The organism is Shewanella sp. DC2-4 (genome assembly GCF_013248875.1).
GTDB classification, from domain to species: domain Bacteria; phylum Pseudomonadota; class Gammaproteobacteria; order Enterobacterales; family Shewanellaceae; genus Shewanella; species Shewanella oncorhynchi.
Genome location: NZ_JABRVR010000002.1, coordinates 289908 through 305130 on the forward strand (window position 1 = coordinate 289908; position 15223 = coordinate 305130).

Annotated in this window: 15 protein-coding genes; 8 read left to right on the forward strand and 7 right to left on the reverse strand. The window is 46.3% G+C overall.

The genetic code is table 11. The features are described from left to right. Window positions 1-29 precede the first annotated feature (29 nt). Window positions 30-722, forward strand: a complete 693-nt coding sequence (locus tag HQQ92_RS01890) for a TIGR01621 family pseudouridine synthase (RefSeq protein ID WP_173242696.1) — start codon at window positions 30-32, stop codon at window positions 720-722. Between the two features lie 26 nt (window positions 723-748). On the opposite strand, the gene HQQ92_RS01895 is transcribed toward HQQ92_RS01890, so the two are convergent. Continuing rightward, entirely contained in the window at window positions 749-1918 is a 1170-nt protein-coding gene (locus tag HQQ92_RS01895; RefSeq protein WP_173242698.1) for a GGDEF domain-containing protein, read from the reverse strand. Between the two features lie 259 nt (window positions 1919-2177). On the opposite strand from HQQ92_RS01895, the gene HQQ92_RS01900 reads away from it, so the two are divergent. Then, window positions 2178-2345: a YqaE/Pmp3 family membrane protein gene (locus tag HQQ92_RS01900; RefSeq protein ID WP_006079767.1), complete on the forward strand. Its 168-nt coding sequence runs from the start codon at window positions 2178-2180 to the stop codon at window positions 2343-2345. A gap of 72 nt (window positions 2346-2417) precedes the next feature. Here the strand turns inward: HQQ92_RS01900 and HQQ92_RS01905 are convergent, their stop codons facing one another. Continuing rightward, complete coding sequence (locus HQQ92_RS01905; RefSeq protein WP_173242700.1) at window positions 2418-4595, reverse strand: TonB-dependent receptor; 2178 nt, start codon at window positions 4593-4595, stop codon at window positions 2418-2420. Window positions 4596-5019: 424 nt separating this feature from the next. Here HQQ92_RS01905 and HQQ92_RS01910 point away from each other — a divergent pair, with 424 nt between their 5' ends. After that, window positions 5020-5196: a DUF2986 domain-containing protein gene (locus HQQ92_RS01910; protein ID WP_173242702.1), complete on the forward strand. Its 177-nt coding sequence runs from the start codon at window positions 5020-5022 to the stop codon at window positions 5194-5196. A gap of 24 nt (window positions 5197-5220) precedes the next feature. Here HQQ92_RS01910 and HQQ92_RS01915 read toward each other — a convergent pair whose 3' ends face one another. The 4 genes from HQQ92_RS01915 to HQQ92_RS01930 form a co-directional block, all read right to left on the reverse strand. After that, the gene (locus HQQ92_RS01915) at window positions 5221-5733 is read right to left on the reverse strand and encodes a M23 family metallopeptidase (protein ID WP_168826445.1); all 513 of its coding nucleotides are present in this window, start codon (window positions 5731-5733) and stop codon (window positions 5221-5223) included. A 37-nt stretch (window positions 5734-5770) separates the two neighbouring features. Further along, on the reverse strand, window positions 5771-6361 hold the full coding sequence (locus HQQ92_RS01920) for a hypothetical protein (RefSeq protein ID WP_173242704.1): 591 nt from the start codon (window positions 6359-6361) through the stop codon (window positions 5771-5773). A 12-nt stretch (window positions 6362-6373) separates the two neighbouring features. Then, entirely contained in the window at window positions 6374-6994 is a 621-nt protein-coding gene (locus HQQ92_RS01925) for a CHAP domain-containing protein (protein WP_375539954.1), read from the reverse strand. Between the two features lie 235 nt (window positions 6995-7229). Continuing rightward, on the reverse strand, window positions 7230-8573 hold the full coding sequence (locus tag HQQ92_RS01930; protein WP_105251110.1) for an anaerobic C4-dicarboxylate transporter: 1344 nt from the start codon (window positions 8571-8573) through the stop codon (window positions 7230-7232). 264 nt (window positions 8574-8837) lie between these two features. Between HQQ92_RS01930 and HQQ92_RS01935 the strand changes: the two genes are divergently transcribed. Both HQQ92_RS01935 and HQQ92_RS01940 read left to right on the forward strand, forming a co-directional pair. Continuing rightward, window positions 8838-10016, forward strand: coding sequence for a monodechloroaminopyrrolnitrin synthase PrnB family protein (locus HQQ92_RS01935; RefSeq protein ID WP_105251111.1), 1179 nt, complete (start codon window positions 8838-8840; stop codon window positions 10014-10016). Window positions 10017-10020: 4 nt separating this feature from the next. Next, window positions 10021-11142, forward strand: a complete 1122-nt coding sequence (locus HQQ92_RS01940) for an aminotransferase class V-fold PLP-dependent enzyme (protein WP_173242708.1) — start codon at window positions 10021-10023, stop codon at window positions 11140-11142. A 165-nt stretch (window positions 11143-11307) separates the two neighbouring features. Here the strand turns inward: HQQ92_RS01940 and HQQ92_RS23660 are convergent, their stop codons facing one another. Then, a complete protein-coding gene (locus tag HQQ92_RS23660) occupies window positions 11308-11631 on the reverse strand; it encodes a YceK/YidQ family lipoprotein (RefSeq protein ID WP_173242710.1) in 324 nt (107 codons plus the stop codon). Between the two features lie 492 nt (window positions 11632-12123). Here HQQ92_RS23660 and HQQ92_RS01950 point away from each other — a divergent pair, with 492 nt between their 5' ends. The 3 genes from HQQ92_RS01950 to HQQ92_RS01960 all read left to right on the forward strand — a co-directional run bounded on the left by HQQ92_RS01950 (window position 12124) and on the right by HQQ92_RS01960 (window position 15100). Beyond that, the gene (locus HQQ92_RS01950) at window positions 12124-12996 is read left to right on the forward strand and encodes a hypothetical protein (protein WP_173242713.1); all 873 of its coding nucleotides are present in this window, start codon (window positions 12124-12126) and stop codon (window positions 12994-12996) included. A 183-nt stretch (window positions 12997-13179) separates the two neighbouring features. Beyond that, window positions 13180-14001 carry a hypothetical protein gene (locus tag HQQ92_RS01955; RefSeq protein ID WP_254306292.1) on the forward strand — a complete coding sequence of 274 codons (822 nt, stop codon included), beginning with the start codon at window positions 13180-13182 and terminating at the stop codon, window positions 13999-14001. 448 nt (window positions 14002-14449) lie between these two features. Further along, window positions 14450-15100 carry a hypothetical protein gene (locus HQQ92_RS01960; RefSeq protein ID WP_254306293.1) on the forward strand — a complete coding sequence of 217 codons (651 nt, stop codon included), beginning with the start codon at window positions 14450-14452 and terminating at the stop codon, window positions 15098-15100. Window positions 15101-15223 lie beyond the last annotated feature (123 nt).

Here is a 15223-nt window from a genome sequence, read left to right on the forward strand (position 1 = left end):
ATGATCCGCATTACAACACCGAGTACTCCATGTATCGAATCATAGCCGATGAGGCTGATTTTATTGTTATTTCTAAATCAGCCAAAGTGCATTTCCACAGTCAGGACGGAACAGCGGGCGTGGTGGCGCAGGCTGAGCAAGATTTAGGGATTAAGCTTTTTACCGTTCATCGACTCGATACGCCCACCTCCGGTCTGTTGATTTTGGCTAAGAGCGCGGTCGCCGCCAAGCAATTTACTGAGCTGTTTACCGCCCATAAAGTGCAGAAATATTACCTCGCCCTCGCGAAAGGTAAGCCGAAGAAGAAGCAAGGCTGGGTGATTGGTGACATGGCAAAGTCGCGTCGTAGCATGTTTAAGTTACTGCGGACTAAAGAGAATCCAGCGATTACGCAGTTTTTCTCCTTGAGTGTTGGCGAGGGATTGCGTTTATATTTGCTTAAACCCCACTCAGGTAAAACCCATCAATTAAGAGTCGCCTTGGCGAGCTTAGGTGTACCTATTTTAGGGGATGATTTATACGGAGGTGAGGCTGCGGATCGGTGTTATCTGCATGCCTATTGTCTGCATTTTCGCTATGGTGATGACGTGACAGGTTGGCATGATTACGCTTATCGGGATTTGCCGACTCAAGGTGAGCATTTTGGCGCTGAAGGTGTCACTGAGGCGCTAGTTTCATGGCGTGAGCCCGATACTTTGGCTTGGCCTGCGAAAGGAGATTAATCTTTGCAGCGTTATGTTGCGAAAGCCTAGCAAGCTTGGCAAATACGGTCTCTGCCCTCAGATTTTGCGCGGTACATAGCTTGGTCTGCTTGAATGAGTAGTTTGTCAGGTTGGCATCCTTGATAAATCGTGGCGTAACCTAAACTGGCATGGATTTTTATCGTAACACCTTGCCATATAAATGAATTATCCTTAAGTACTTGATGCAATTTCTCGGCGACGACTCTGGCCGCGGGAGCATCAGTTGCGGGTAAAATCACTAGAAACTCCTCTCCACCGTGACGACATAGGGCGTCATTTTCTCGCAATACCGATCCAAATAGTCTCGCCGCCGTCAGCAGGGCGAGATCGCCCGCATCGTGCCCGTATTGATCGTTTATGTCTTTAAAATGATCAAGATCCAATAAAATCATACTGTAAGGTACTTTATCCCGCAGCCAGCGTTGATGGATATTGTTTAAAAACTTATGCATAGCACGGCGATTCCACAGGCCTGTGAGTTGGTCCCGCTCCGCTAACATGCGGATTTTACTGACAAGCCGAGTCATGGCATTACCTATCATCACGATATTGATCAATAGGGCCAGAAATACATAGAACCAAAGCACAGGTATGGCTTCTTGCGTGTGCATGGCGATAAACATCGAACTTTCTTCGGGAGAGAGTAAGGCGATAAAGATACGAATGATAAAAATACCCACCATGGCGACTAAGGGCATGACCATAGCGATGGCAACTCGATTTCCCGTATCGCGTTTGATGGCAAGATAGTTATCTCGAGTTAACATGGCGAAAATGAGCGCGGCGCAGGCTGAGAATACGATGGCCAAAATGCGTTCGGAGCTGAAATTAGGTGGAACCAAGAGCATCACACCAGCGGTGAGTGCTAAAAGAATAAGATCCGATTTTACGCTGGGCTTGAGTCTGAAAAGCGCCTTCGTTCCCCAACGCGCTAGAATGAAGCCAAATAAAATCGCCATATCCGAGCAGAACCAAAAAAAGTAACTGGAGGCTTCGGTGCGTTGGCTGTTGAGTATGATGCCAAGGAGGACGAATAAGTTCGCCAGAGAAAAGCGCATACTGGCTTGAGTGGCAATTTTTAAAGGTTGTGCAATGAGTCCCCATGCGACGGCAGCCGTGCTAGTAAGCAGGCAAATAAACTTGATGAGTAATAAGGCTTGGGGATCAAATATCATTCTTTTACTTCATATTTTTCTTTAACTATAGATGCTTTTAGGGATTTTCGGTTGGAGTTTGCTGGATATCTTAGTCTACTCTGGACAGATAATGGGTTGAATATCCTTTTTCATTTTAGGAAATGTTAAGGGCCTTCATTTAGGCTACAACAGTGATTATTTACGCCTTGCAAACTAAAAGGTTTGCAAATTCTGAGCCTTCCTGCGAAGTTAGATCTTGTTGATTTGCCTACAATCTCCGTTTTGAGGATGTTCTGTTATGGATACAAATAAACTACTTTTAGTCATTATTGCGATTTTATTGCCCCCAGTTGCTGTATTTTTGAAGGCGGGAGCGGGTAAAGATCTGCTAATAAACATAGTGTTATGTTTACTGTTCTGGTTCCCTGGTTTATTACACGCACTCTGGGTCGTGACCAAGGCATAATTTGCTTTCTTCCACACAATAAAAAAGCGCAATTTAATTGCGCTTTTTTATGTTTCAAAATGGGCCTTTCACTTAGAAAGGTAAGGTGTAGCCTATTGTTGCAGTACGCCCCATCCCTTTGAAATAACGATCATTTGTACCCATGGTTTGTGAGTAATAATTGAAATAATCCTTATTAAATAGATTTTGCAAACCTAGGCTCAGGGTGCCAGTGTAAAGCGGCATTGAGAAGGAAGCATCGACTGTCGTGTAGCCATCAAACTCTGCATACTTGTTGCCCGCCGCGTTTTTAAAATCGCGGTCCATGTAGTAATTGGCTTGAACGCGGGTCGACATTTCATTATCGAAGCTATGGGTCCAGAACAGGTTGATACGGTTTGGCGAAATATTTGCACCATCGAGATCGGTATCGACTTGGCTATCACCATTTGAATCGTATTCGCCCTGCTGGAAGGCGATATTCATGCCGAGATCATCATTGCTGGTAATGTAGGCGGTGACATTGGCTTCAATACCATCGATCACACTCTTTTCGCGCTTCACGTCGTAGAAACCATCACTATTTAAGGCCAAACGTGAACCAAAATCAGTGGCGGAACGATAGTAAGCTAGCTTAGCGCTTAAGTATTTACCTTGGTAATCGGCGCCGACTTCAACGTTATCTGTGACTATCGGCGTGAGTGCCAGTGAGCCATCTATGCTGGGATTGTCGCCGGGGAAGCTTTTACCATCACGCAGAATTCGGCCGATATCCGGCATGCCAAAACCTTGGTTATAGCTGGTATAAACGCGAATGTCAGGAGTGATTTTATAAGAGATACCGACGTTAAATAAGGTTTCATCGAAGGTGGCTGAACCGCCCGCAATTTGCTTATTGCCTGCACCCCACAGGGTTTTGTAGTCATCGACACTTAACTCGGCATGTTCGTAACGAACACCGGTCGATAAGGTTAAATTTTCAATTAAGTCATAATCTAACTGCAAGTATGGCGCAACGTTGTCATAGGTACTTTCGGGAACCCATGAAAAGCCAGTTTTTACTAAGTCTTGCTCAGTGGTGTCGCGGAAAAGGTCGACACCGTAGGCTGCATCAATTCCTGAGCCGGCAATATCCTTAGCGATCAAGGCGCTTTTTAAACCCCATTTAACCGAAGAGTTACGCGATTGCTCGTAGTACAAGCTTTCGCCTTTACTGCCGACACCGCACTGGATCACTTGGTCGCTACCTTCGAAGGATGGATCGTAGAAGCTATCGAAACAGCCGCCGCCATAAACTGCTTTAAAATCTTGATTAAAGAGTTGTAGGCTAAGTTGCTGGCCACCAATATTGGCGTGGGTGTAAGTCAAACTTGTGGTGGTCACTTGGTTGTTGGCGGCTTCCCATGGCTGGGTTTCTTTAACTGCACCTGTGGGGACACCATTGGGCTTGTCACCTGCAACGGGCATCCAATCGCCATTGTTGTCTGCATTGTAATGGTTAACCATTAATTCAAGGCGAGACTCATCGAAGTTATGGCCAAGCTTGATGAAGAAGTCTTTACTTTGACTATCCATCGACTCGCCTTGAGTCGTGTCGACACCCACTACGTTATGATTGGCATCGTAATAGACGCCATTATTGCGGTAGCTAACCGAACCTATCATGTCGATAAATTCTGACTCGCCAGAAAACGCATAGCTAGCACCAAAGCTTAAGCCATTGGATTTCATTGAATCAGGCACTGTGACATCGAAACTAGCAACCTGTTCGCTGTCGCCTGTTGGCTTTTTAGTGATGTAGTTGATGATGCCGCCTTGAGCACCGAGACCGTGCATGGCATTGGCGCCGTGAATGATTTCGATGCGCTCAATCATGGCAGGATCTATAGTTTGTCCCTCTCTACCACCACTGCGAAGTGGGTTCGATTGAGGCACTCCGTCGATCATAATTAATGGCGGACGACCACGCAGGGTTTCACCTGTGTTACTCATCTTCTGGCGGCTCGGTGAAAAGCTAGGCGCTAAGTTACCGATAATAGTCGATAAATCTTTAGTGGTGCGGAACTGTTCTTCTAATTGGGCGCGGTCGATGATAGTGACAGTATTGGGGATCGAGCTGGGAGATTTATCCATTCGACTTGCAGTGACAGTGATTTTTTCTATGTCTTTATTTTTGTTGTTTGGACTGTTGTCGGTGGTATCTTGGGCCGCAGCGGATTGGGTTAACGCTGCCAATACGGCTAAAGCAACAAACGAGGTTTTGAATGTCATATAACTTCCTGCTAAGGGCGAATGAGTTTATTACACCGGCTCCCTTGGCATAGGTTAATATTCCATTAAATTGTATTGCAAATGATAACGATTTTTATTATTCGCGATTTTAGGGGAGGAATTACAGCTTGTCTAGTCACGTCATACAGGAAATTACATGATTTGACGACAGTATGAATAAATTGCGACACAGCACTCGGTATCGAGAGGTTTTACCGTAAAGGCCATACATATAATGCGATTTCATGTCGGTAAGGCATTACCTTTTTTGGCATTTGTCTTTGATTTAGGAGACCTATGTTTTAGTCGCAGGTTTGATTATTTGATTGGGCTACGTGTTTGCCTTAGAGCTTTCGATTGTCTGGCGCGTTGATGGAAGGCTATAATCGCGCCCCTTTATACCGTATCTCGCATTGGTACTCTGATGAACCGTAAAAAGAAGATTAATCAAACCTTAGAGAGCAAGGCAAAAAAGGCCAATGCCAAACTGCAATCTAGCAATAAACCTAAATATATTGCGAAGGCAGAGAGAGAAGCATTAGCTGCGGCAGTTGAGCATGAGACCCCATCAAAAACCGCAGAACCTCAGCTTGGCCAATAAGCTGATTAAAGTAAGTTGTTAAGCCTATAGTGCAGTTAAATACTCGATAGGGTTTTGATAAAAGGCCTTTTTATAACCTTGGGTTGAAGTATCCATCAGCCAAGGTTTAGGCAATAAGCTCAAAATGGAATAGTGCAGATGGGGCGGTTTACCTTGTGCATTGCCCGTATCGCCGACAGTGCCCAAAGTGTCACCTTGGTAGGCAATCAATCCTGTGGCTGATTCAATTTGTGCTAAATGGGCAAAGTAGTGAATTTGCCATTTCGGACCTAAACCAACCACCACATTTCCTCCTTTGAAGAAGTCACCTCGATACAAGATCAGCATAGGCGTTGGCGCAATCACTGCGGTGTTTTTGGCGGCGAAAATATCTATCCCCTTGTGAACGCCCGATGGACCCCAAGGTTCATACCAAAAGGTTTGGCTGTTCCAATCTTTACTGCTGGCACCCTTTACTGGGATCGCGGGTGACTCAGGGATCAGATAACCACCAAGTAGCAGTAACGTCAGTGCTAATCCAACATATTTCAATTTCATTTTTTATCCTGCATTAAGTGTTTGCGTACCTTAAGTTTTAATGAAAATCGCTAAATTCCCGCCAACTTTCAGGATATTGCAAGCGCTCGGCTTCTGAAAGCGATAGCCAATAGGGGCGCCAAAAATAGCTGCACCAAAAGTCGATATTACCTTGAAGACTGCCGAGGGTATCGGGATCGATATTAGGAAAGCTTTCCCATGGATTGGGCGGGGTGGATTTGAATCTGATTAATGCTTCTAGCAAGGGTTTGTCATTGGTCACTAAGGTTATGCACACACCCGCAAAATCGTCATATTGGTTCAGTAATACGCAGGTCGCTTGGGTTGGATGTTCGATAAAACCGTTAAAGTTGACCGTTTGCTCGGGCAATGTGTTAAAGCCTGCCTGGCTAAGTAAAGTGTTTAAGGCCTCTTTCCCTTGGTAAGTCAGCAAGCAATGCAATTGATAAGCAAAAATATCTGCTCTGTCCATAGGTACAACGAGTGGATAGGTTTGTATGATTGGCAAGCTGATATTGGGCATCTGGGCTTGATGAAAAACAGTGTGTAACTCAGTTTGTGGCCTAGATTGCTTGAGGCTATTACTGTTGCGCGCAAAGCGTTGTTTAATCCAAGTTAATACTGACATTATTGTTATTTCTCAGTGAACTTTACTGGTGAATGGCGTATTTGCGGATTCTGCAATCGGGGATGCCGTGATTTCCGGAGCCTGCCATCTTAACCAACCTTTTACTCGAGGCGCATCAATATACCAGAGGCCGTTTTGTTGAATTAATGCCAACCGTTCGCGTGATGGGCCAAAGGGGCCGGGATTTTGCTGGGCAATTTCAATACTGCTATCGGTAACTGAGGCAATGATCGCAACGTGACCATAGGGGTTAAATATCCATGGAGAAAACACGAGTAGATCATCCTGCATAGGTTTGGTCTGACTCGCATTAGTGTATTGCCGCATAGCGCGTTTTTCATTCCACATGCCATCGCTTAACTTGTTATCAAAAAAGTCTCTAGCATGGCCTAAAGCGTCAGGCATTTTATGCTGGTAGCGTTGGTAAAAGTAGCGCTTAACAAATTCAACACATTGATATTGAATACCTAAGTTATAACCATCTATAGATAGGTTACGTCCTGAATGGGTATTAACTCCTCCGTTATAATAGATATTAACCCCGTTTAGAGTGTCGATGACTTCTCCTACTTGATGATGGGAATTAAAGTTAATCCGAGTTATCAGACTGTAGGCACAGTATATGAGCCCCATCAGTATCGCGAAAAAAGCTAATAGAATGGATAAGCGTCTAATCATCTTTAGTACGGCAAGCTAAAAAGAGTTGTTGAGTAAGATACTTATCTCACTTTCGGGCTGCGTATTTTATGTTCTGAAGAATATGGGCGTCTAGGGTATGGGTTTTATATTGGCACAGGTTAATACTTTTGGGTGATCTAAGGTTATCTAAAACAAAGGCCGCATCTGCGGCCTTTGTTATTTGTGGAGGTTAGAGTAAAGCGGTTGCGAGTAGATAACCGACAGCCGATGCTGTCGCTACACCGATAAAGCCTGGAATGATAAAGCTGTGGTTAATAATGAACTTACCTATTTTAGTCGTACCTGAACGGTCAAAGCCGATACAGGCCAGATCACTTGGATAGGTTGGTAGCACGAAATAACCGTAGCTTGCAGGGAGGAAGGCGATTAAGAGTTTTGGATCGACCCCTAAGGCGAGTCCCATAGGTGCGATTGCTGTGAGTGCTGCCGCTTGGCTATTAACAAGCTTAGAGATGAGAAACAGCACTAAGGCATAGGTCCAAGGCTGGCTTTGTACTACATGGGACAGGTTTTCCTGCAGTACATCCATATGGCTGATGAAGAAAGTATCGCTCATCCACGCCACACCAAATACTGAGAAAATTGCCACCATGCCCGCTTTAAAAACGGGACCGTTAGAGATGTTAGTCGGTTTGACCTTACAGGTCATCAGGATAAATGCACCTGCAATTAACATCATCATCTGGATCACTAAGTTCATCGAGAGTAAGGTCGACTTACCTTTAACGTCAAAGGCGGGACGTAATTCACTAAATGAACCTAACAGTACCACAGCAGCGATAGCGGTGAAGAAAATCCCCGTTGCCCAGTAAGCTTCCTTCGGATATTTTTGATTTAACAGGGTTTCGCTCTTGTCATAGATAAAGGCTCTTTGGACTGGATCTTTAATGCGTTCTTGAAATTCTTCATCTTTATCTAAATCTTTACCACGACGCAGACTCCAAAGTGCAGCAGCCATGACACCGCAAAGCGATGCTGGCACTGACACCATTAAAATTTCGAGCAGATTGTAAGCGCGGCCTACACCCTGTTGCGATGCCAGAATCGACACCATAGACACCACCGCTACTGACACGGGCGAAGCACAAATCGCCATTTGTGAGGCGACAGAGGCCACCGCCATTGGGCGCTCTGGGCGAATATTTTTCTTCAGCGCGATATCGGAAATAATCGGGAACATGGTGTAAACCACATGGCCAGTACCGCAAAGGAAGGTCAGGGTCCACGTGGTCAGCGGCGCTAGAATCGTGATGTATTGTGGATGACGGCGCAGTAAGCGCTCGGCATACTGCATCATCACATCTAATCCACCCGCGGTTTGCAATACGGCTGCACAGCCAATGACTGCAAGTATGGTTAGCATAACTTGCACTGGCGGTTGTCCCGGCGCTAAACCGAAAACAAAAATCAGTAAAAATAAGCCAATACCGCTGATGAGGCCTAATCCCATGCCGCCGTAGCGGGTACCTAGCAGTAGGCAGCTAAGCACTACTATAAATTCCATTAAAATCATCCGATTTACCTCTGCGGAACTTACCGCTTAGCTATTAGTTGAGTGATGAGTGTCTTCAGGAACATTCTGCGGAGTAAAAGTGTTTGAAAAATTGCGCTGGCGCATGGTGTAAATAAAAAATGGCATTAGTTTTTTCGGAAATTTGACCTAACGCTAGAAACACGTGGCGATAAGTTGCATTCTGGTTACGAGTTTTACGGATTGGGCTAACGCTTTGAGCTCACTCCGTTTAAAAGAACGATAACAATACTCAAGGATAAGCCCGTGAAACCTGCCACCTTTAATACCGAAGCCTTTGATGATTGGATCCGCAGCCGCTTTGTGGAACTCAATTCCGAGCTAGAACAGCTTTACTACCAACAAACAGATCGGGCCAATGTGCTCGATATCGGCGCAGAAGCTAAGTTGGCGCTGGAGAGCGAAGGGCGAGAGTTGATTAAGACCTTGCTCGATGAGGGGAATACTGATGAAGGTTTCGACAGTGCCTTCGATTTACTCGGCAATGTGGGCTTGTATATGGCGGCCTGTCGGCGCCATGAAATTACCGAGCCCTCGCGGGAAACGACATCGCCATTAGCTGAGGCTTCTGCGCTCGCCATGCATATTGGCGCTTCAATAGGCGTCACGCCGCGCTTTGCCACCGCACATTTAACTACTCACAATCGTGCCCACAATGGCATTTATAAGCGCTTTACCGATCTGAGCGCCGAAAAGCTGTTTGTGGATTACAACACTAAAGGCATTTTGGCCTATAAACGCGCCGCCGATGCGCTATTGAAGATCCAGCCTTTGGGCATTTCCCATCCCATCAGTCACGATTTACTGCGAGTCGCTAAACAGGCATTGCAAGATGTGATTGAGTCAAATACCCAATTATTTAATCGATTAGATACTGACCGTTTCTTTTACTGTGTTCGCCCTTACTACAAGCCTTATCGGGTGGGCTCAGTCATCTATCGCGGTGCCAATGCAGGGGATTTTGCGGGGATTAATGTCATCGATTTAACGCTAGGTCTTTGTTTCGCCAATGAAGCTTCCTACTCGCAAATGCTGGTGGACAAGTTTTTATACATGATGCCGGAGGATCAACAGATATTGCGCGAGTGCATGCGTCGGCCGAATTTGATGGATGACTTCCTGCAGGCAAAAGACTGCTCAACCCAAGATTGGTATCAAGAAAACTTGCGACTCTTTATTGAAGTCTGCGAATTACATGGCGAGACTGCGATTCAGCACCATAATGAGTTAGTGACTAAATATATTGCTGAGCCTTCGACAAGTATGGAGCAGCAGCATTTAGCCAAAGTCACCGCCAGTGGTCCGCCACTGCATGTGCTACTCGGCTCATTGGAGCGACTCAGAGACAGACGCGCCGCCGCTCAGCGCAGCGATATTCGGACTCGTTATTGTGATATTAAAAAACTAAAAGAGAGTTTGAGATAACACTATGTTTGAAGATTTTAAAAAGGACTTTTACCTAGCAGGTCCAGGATATCTATTAAACCATTCCGTTGGCCGGCCATTAAAATCGACCGAGCAGGTCTTTAAAGAAGCCTTTTTTGCGCCTTGGCAGGAGTCGGGGCGTGAACCTTGGGGCCAGTGGCTGGGTGTGATTGATGATTTTACCTTTGCTTTATCTAAACTATTTAACGGCCACCAAAAGGATTTTTGCCCTCAGGTCAATCTTTCCAGTGCGCTGACTAAAATTGTCATGTCCCTCGACAGATTGAACCGCGAACACGCCGTTGTGTTAATGAGTGAGATTGATTTTCCCAGCATGGGTTTTGCCCTTAAAAAAGCGCTGCCTGCCAGTTGCGAAGTACGCTTTATTCCTAAAGGGCTCGATATCACCGACCCTAATGTGTGGGATACGCATATCAGCCGCGATGTGGATCTGGTGTTTGTCAGCCATGCTTACTCGAATACGGGGCAGCAGGCGCCATTAGCCAATATTTTCACTATAGCCCGTGAGCGAGGTTGTTTGAGCTTAGTGGATGTAGCGCAATCGGCGGGGATTATTCCGCTGGATCTCGCGCTCCTACAACCCGACTTTTTAATCGGTTCGAGTGTGAAATGGCTCTGCGGCGGCCCTGGTGCTGCCTATCTTTGGGTTAATCCCGCCATATTGGAGAGTTGTCAGCCTAAAGATGTGGGTTGGTTTAGCCACGAGAATCCGTTCGAATTTGATATCCATGATTTTCGTTACCTGCATTCCGCACTGCGCTTTTGGGGAGGGACACCATCAATCGCGCCTTATGCCATTGCCACCCATAGCATTCATTATCTTGCTGGTTTAGGTACTCCGTTGCTGCGTAAATACAATCAGCAATTGATTGATGCTGTGGCGCAAGAGCTCGACCATGAGTTTGTGTCGCCGCGGGATACTGAAAAGCGCAGCGGCACGCTTATTCTGCAGTTTGGTAAACAGCAGCATCAAATGATGACGGCATTGGCGAACGCGAATATTAGTGTCGACGCCCGCAGTATGGGGATCCGGATTTCTCCGCATATTTATAACAATATGGCTGATATCAAGTTGTTACTTGATGTGATTAAAGCAAATCGCTAACTTAAATGATTTAAAATGGCTTGCTAGGCTAAGTTGTACCACGTAATTACAACTAACAAGGCACAACACTCTGGGAGGCAAACCGCGACATGGTCGTTCCCGTATGCCGGCGTTAATTCACCGCCACACGGGCAACTTGAGGTTATTTATTGGGTGCGATCATGCTTAAATCTTATAGTCATAGCGGCAGACCATGGGTCGCGGGGTGTGGAGCTTGGGATCGCTGGGCGTGATCGCTAAATCTGCAGGTAGCATAACAGTATCGATGATCAACGCACTGCTCATATCAACGAGTGTCAGCGGGATGGTAAAGAGCAGTAAGGGTGGGGCCGCTAACGCGGAGATCATCATACACTCCTCGCCATTATCAACAGCCGTTTGCACACTTGAGAAAGAGTGACCCCAAGTTGAATTTTCTCCCATCCTCGACGTTATCGTTGCACATCCCGTGAGAGAACAGCACACGACCAACCAAGTCAACCAACGCATAACCACTCCATTGTTTATATGTGAAAAACTGCATTGCTTCGGTATGATCTACTCACTTGATCAACTGAGAGCGTTAGTGATGTGGAACCAGATCAGGTTTCATTTGACGCCAACCTGTTCTGTTTCAACAGCTTGGCATTCTAACTATATGATTATATCTGTCAATTATTCATCAACAGAAACGAGATACAACCAAGCTCAATAACCTAGTTGTTAACGGCGACTCTTGTTTTGGATTGGTATTAAACATGGAGGTTTGTATGCCGTGCCCTTGCAGAACTCAGATGAGTTTTGAACATACTCTTTAAAATCAGTCTCCACTTCCCTCACTGGCCATCTAGCTACTTTTATTACTTTCCTTAAAACTGTTTCAGTAAATATTCGCTTGAGGGTAGGCCGAGAGCATATTATGTTGCTGATTTAAAATGGATGACTGGATTTACTGCCTGGCGATGGCCACGCTACAAGTAGAGTCTACCGAGAGGTAACAGGATGAACAATAAAGCAGCGTCGCCGCAGTCGGCGTCGACAGAGCAAGAGACACAACCGTTGGACGACAGCCGGTATGAAGACCTGCCGCGCAGTGAGTACCTGCAATTACCCCAAGAGGAGCAAGACCGGCTCAATAAGCTACGTCAGCAGCGGGTACGCGAGGCACCGACCCTCTATGAGTGGGATATTAAGGTAGCGACCGTGTATAGCATGGGGTGGCTCGTTGTCATTATTCCCTGCGGTATAATGGTGCTGATTGGCTTGGTGGCACACTGGTATGAGTCTGACCAATGGTATGGTTTTTTTTTCATGGCATTGATTTTTGCGCCATTTATCCGCTACCTCTGGTTGGCCGACAAACAGTACCATTATCGACTCACCACCGAGGGTTTAGTTACTACCTATCATGACGTTATTCCGGATGCCGCCTACGCGGTAGTGCGGGGGCTGGCTTGGTTTGGGGTAGTGGTTTGTATTGTCGGGGTGGCCTTTTTAGGCCCAGCAGCGCTGGTTGGTGTAGGTGGAATGGCTCTGGGGGCATTTTTCTTTACTGGTTTTAAAAATATAGAGACAACTTATGAGAGCCCTATAAAAAATGGGCATCGTCATTTGATTAAGGTAACGCGGAATCGTCCATTTATTGCCTGCCAATCGGATGTACGAACAATGGGCTTACGAGCAAGTATTCGTCTTCATTGCCCATTGGATAAGATGCACACTATCTTGTCATTGCTGATGACGCAGTTACCTGATTCAGAAATCCGTGTATTTAAAAATGAGCGCGTGTTAGATGGCGTACCATTTGCGTTATTTGAGTCAGGCGAACCTGCCCAACTGGCAGATTTTACCCCTGACAATACCCAGCCCAGTTAACGTTTTTTCTCGCGCCTGTTATTGGCGCGAGACTCGGTGTCCATCAGTGACAGCTTTGCCACCAAGATGCTAACAGACTTTTTAGCGGCAAGGTCGTCAAGGGTGAGAAAACATTAAGTACGAGCTGTGTGGGTAGGTTAACGATGACCGTGCAGTCCGTGGGTACAGCAAAGGAATAGCTATATGAATAAGAGAGCTGCGCCGCAGTTGGCGTCGACAGAGCAAGAGACACAACTGTTGGACGACAGTCGGTATGAAGACCTGCCGCGAAGTGAGTACCTGCAATTACCCCAAGAGGAGCAAGACCGGCTCTACAAGCTGCGTCAGCAGCGGGTGCGCGAGGCGCCCACGCTTTATGAGTGGGATATTAAGGTAGCGACTGTGTATGGTCTATTTTGGTTAACCTTCCTGATCCCGTGTGGTTGCGTAGCACTTATAGGGTGCTATTTGCTATCTGGCGATACTAGCTTGGGTATAGGGTTAATCATCATGGCTTTAATTATGTGCTTATCTGCTCGTTACCTCTGGTTTGCAGACAAACAGTACCATTATCGGCTCACCTCCGAGGGTTTAGTTACCACCTATCATGACGCGATTCCGGATGCAGCTTACGCGGTAGTGCGTGGGCTGGCTTGGTTTGGGGTGGTGGTTTGTATTGTCGGGGTGGCCTTTTTAGGCCCAGCAGCGCTGATTGGTGCAGGCGGAATGGCTCTGGGGGCATTTTTCTTTACTGGTTTTAAAAATGTAGAAACCACCTCAATAAGTGCTATCAAGCGTGGACACCCCCATATGATAAAAGTGACCCACAAGAGGCCATATATATCGTGTGATACAGACAGGTTTTATTTCGGATATTATTCAAATCTCGACTGTTATTGCCATCCCGAAGATATGCATAAAGTGTTGTCGCTACTGATGAAGCAATTACCGGGGTCGGAACTCTTTTTATTGAAAAATGAACGAATAGTTGGCCTCTCTAAAGTTGCACCCGTGACGGCAAACTAGCCCAACTGTCAGATTTCGCCCCTAAGAATCCCCAGCCCAGTTAACGTTTTTTCTCGCGCCTGTTATTGGCGTGAGATTCGGTGTCATCAGTGGCAGCTTTGCCACCAAGATGCTAACAGACTTTTTAGCGGCAAGGTCGTCAAGGGCGAGAAAACATTAAGTACGAGCTGTGTGGGTAGGTTAACGATGACCGTGCAGTCCGTGGGTACAGCAAAGGAATAGCTATATGAATAAGAGAGCAGCGCCGCAGCAGTTGGCGTCGACAGAGCAAGAGACACAACCGTTGGACGACAGTCGGTATGAAGACCTGCCGCGCAGTGAGTACCTGCAATTACCCCAAGAGTAGCAAGACCGGCTCAATAAGCTGCGTCAGCAGCGGGTGCGTGAGGCGCCCACCCTCTATGAGTGGGATATTAAGGTAGCGACTGTGTATGGCATTGGGTGGATCATGGTCCTTATTCCGTGCGGGATTACGGCTCTAGTTGGGTTGGTGACATACTGGTATGGATTTGAGCAATGGTATTATTTTCTCATCATAGCGATGATTTTTGGGCCATTTATGCGCTACCTCTGGTTGGCTGACAAACAGTACAATTATCGGCTTACCACCGAGGGGTTAGTTACCACCTATCATGACGTTATACCGGATGCTGCCTACGCGGTAGTGCGGGGGCTGGCTTGGTTTGGGGTGGTGGTTTGTATTGTCGGGGTGGCCTTTTTAGGCCCGGCCGCCTTGGTCGGCGCGGGTGGTTTTGCTGTGATGGCATTTTTCTTCACCGGTTTTAAAAATATAGAGACTACTTACGAGAGTCCTATAAAAAATGGGCATCGTCATTTGATTAAGGTAACGCGGAATCGTCCATTTATTGCCTGCCAATCGGATGTACGAACAATGGGCTTACGCGCAAGCATTCGTCTTCATTGCCCATTGGATAAGATGCACACTATCTTGTCATTGCTAATGACGCAGTTACCTGATTCTGAAATCCGTGTATTTAAAAATGAGCGCGTGTTAGATGGCGTAACATTTGCGTCATTTGAGTCAGGCGAACCTGCCCAACTGGCAGATTTTACCCCTGACAATCCCCAGCCTAGTTGAATAAAGCTTGGACACTTAACAATAATGGCGCGGTAGTTAACTTCCGACTATATGGGTGGTTTTATGCCGCACCCTCGTATAGTTTAAATCGGTTTTTAACCATCTATCTCTATTGTTGCTGCT

What these genes read in the sequence shown, in the direction of transcription:
- HQQ92_RS01890 (WP_173242696.1), top strand. Translation starts at nt 30, where the DNA reads ATGTATCGAATCATAGCCGATGAGGCTGATTTTATTGTTATTTCTAAA.
- HQQ92_RS01895 (WP_173242698.1), bottom strand. Translation starts at nt 1,918, where the DNA reads ATGATATTTGATCCCCAAGCCTTATTACTCATCAAGTTTATTTGCCTG.
- HQQ92_RS01900 (WP_006079767.1), top strand. Translation starts at nt 2,178, where the DNA reads ATGGATACAAATAAACTACTTTTAGTCATTATTGCGATTTTATTGCCC.
- HQQ92_RS01905 (WP_173242700.1), bottom strand. Translation starts at nt 4,595, where the DNA reads ATGACATTCAAAACCTCGTTTGTTGCTTTAGCCGTATTGGCAGCGTTA.
- HQQ92_RS01910 (WP_173242702.1), top strand. Translation starts at nt 5,020, where the DNA reads ATGAACCGTAAAAAGAAGATTAATCAAACCTTAGAGAGCAAGGCAAAA.
- HQQ92_RS01915 (WP_168826445.1), bottom strand. Translation starts at nt 5,733, where the DNA reads ATGAAATTGAAATATGTTGGATTAGCACTGACGTTACTGCTACTTGGT.
- HQQ92_RS01920 (WP_173242704.1), bottom strand. Translation starts at nt 6,361, where the DNA reads ATGTCAGTATTAACTTGGATTAAACAACGCTTTGCGCGCAACAGTAAT.
- HQQ92_RS01925 (WP_375539954.1), bottom strand. Translation starts at nt 6,994, where the DNA reads ATGGGGCTCATATACTGTGCCTACAGTCTGATAACTCGGATTAACTTT.
- HQQ92_RS01930 (WP_105251110.1), bottom strand. Translation starts at nt 8,573, where the DNA reads ATGATTTTAATGGAATTTATAGTAGTGCTTAGCTGCCTACTGCTAGGT.
- HQQ92_RS01940 (WP_173242708.1), top strand. Translation starts at nt 10,021, where the DNA reads ATGTTTGAAGATTTTAAAAAGGACTTTTACCTAGCAGGTCCAGGATAT.
- HQQ92_RS23660 (WP_173242710.1), bottom strand. Translation starts at nt 11,631, where the DNA reads ATGCGTTGGTTGACTTGGTTGGTCGTGTGCTGTTCTCTCACGGGATGT.
- HQQ92_RS01950 (WP_173242713.1), top strand. Translation starts at nt 12,124, where the DNA reads ATGAACAATAAAGCAGCGTCGCCGCAGTCGGCGTCGACAGAGCAAGAG.
- HQQ92_RS01955 (WP_254306292.1), top strand. Translation starts at nt 13,180, where the DNA reads ATGAATAAGAGAGCTGCGCCGCAGTTGGCGTCGACAGAGCAAGAGACA.
- HQQ92_RS01960 (WP_254306293.1), top strand. Translation starts at nt 14,450, where the DNA reads ATGGTCCTTATTCCGTGCGGGATTACGGCTCTAGTTGGGTTGGTGACA.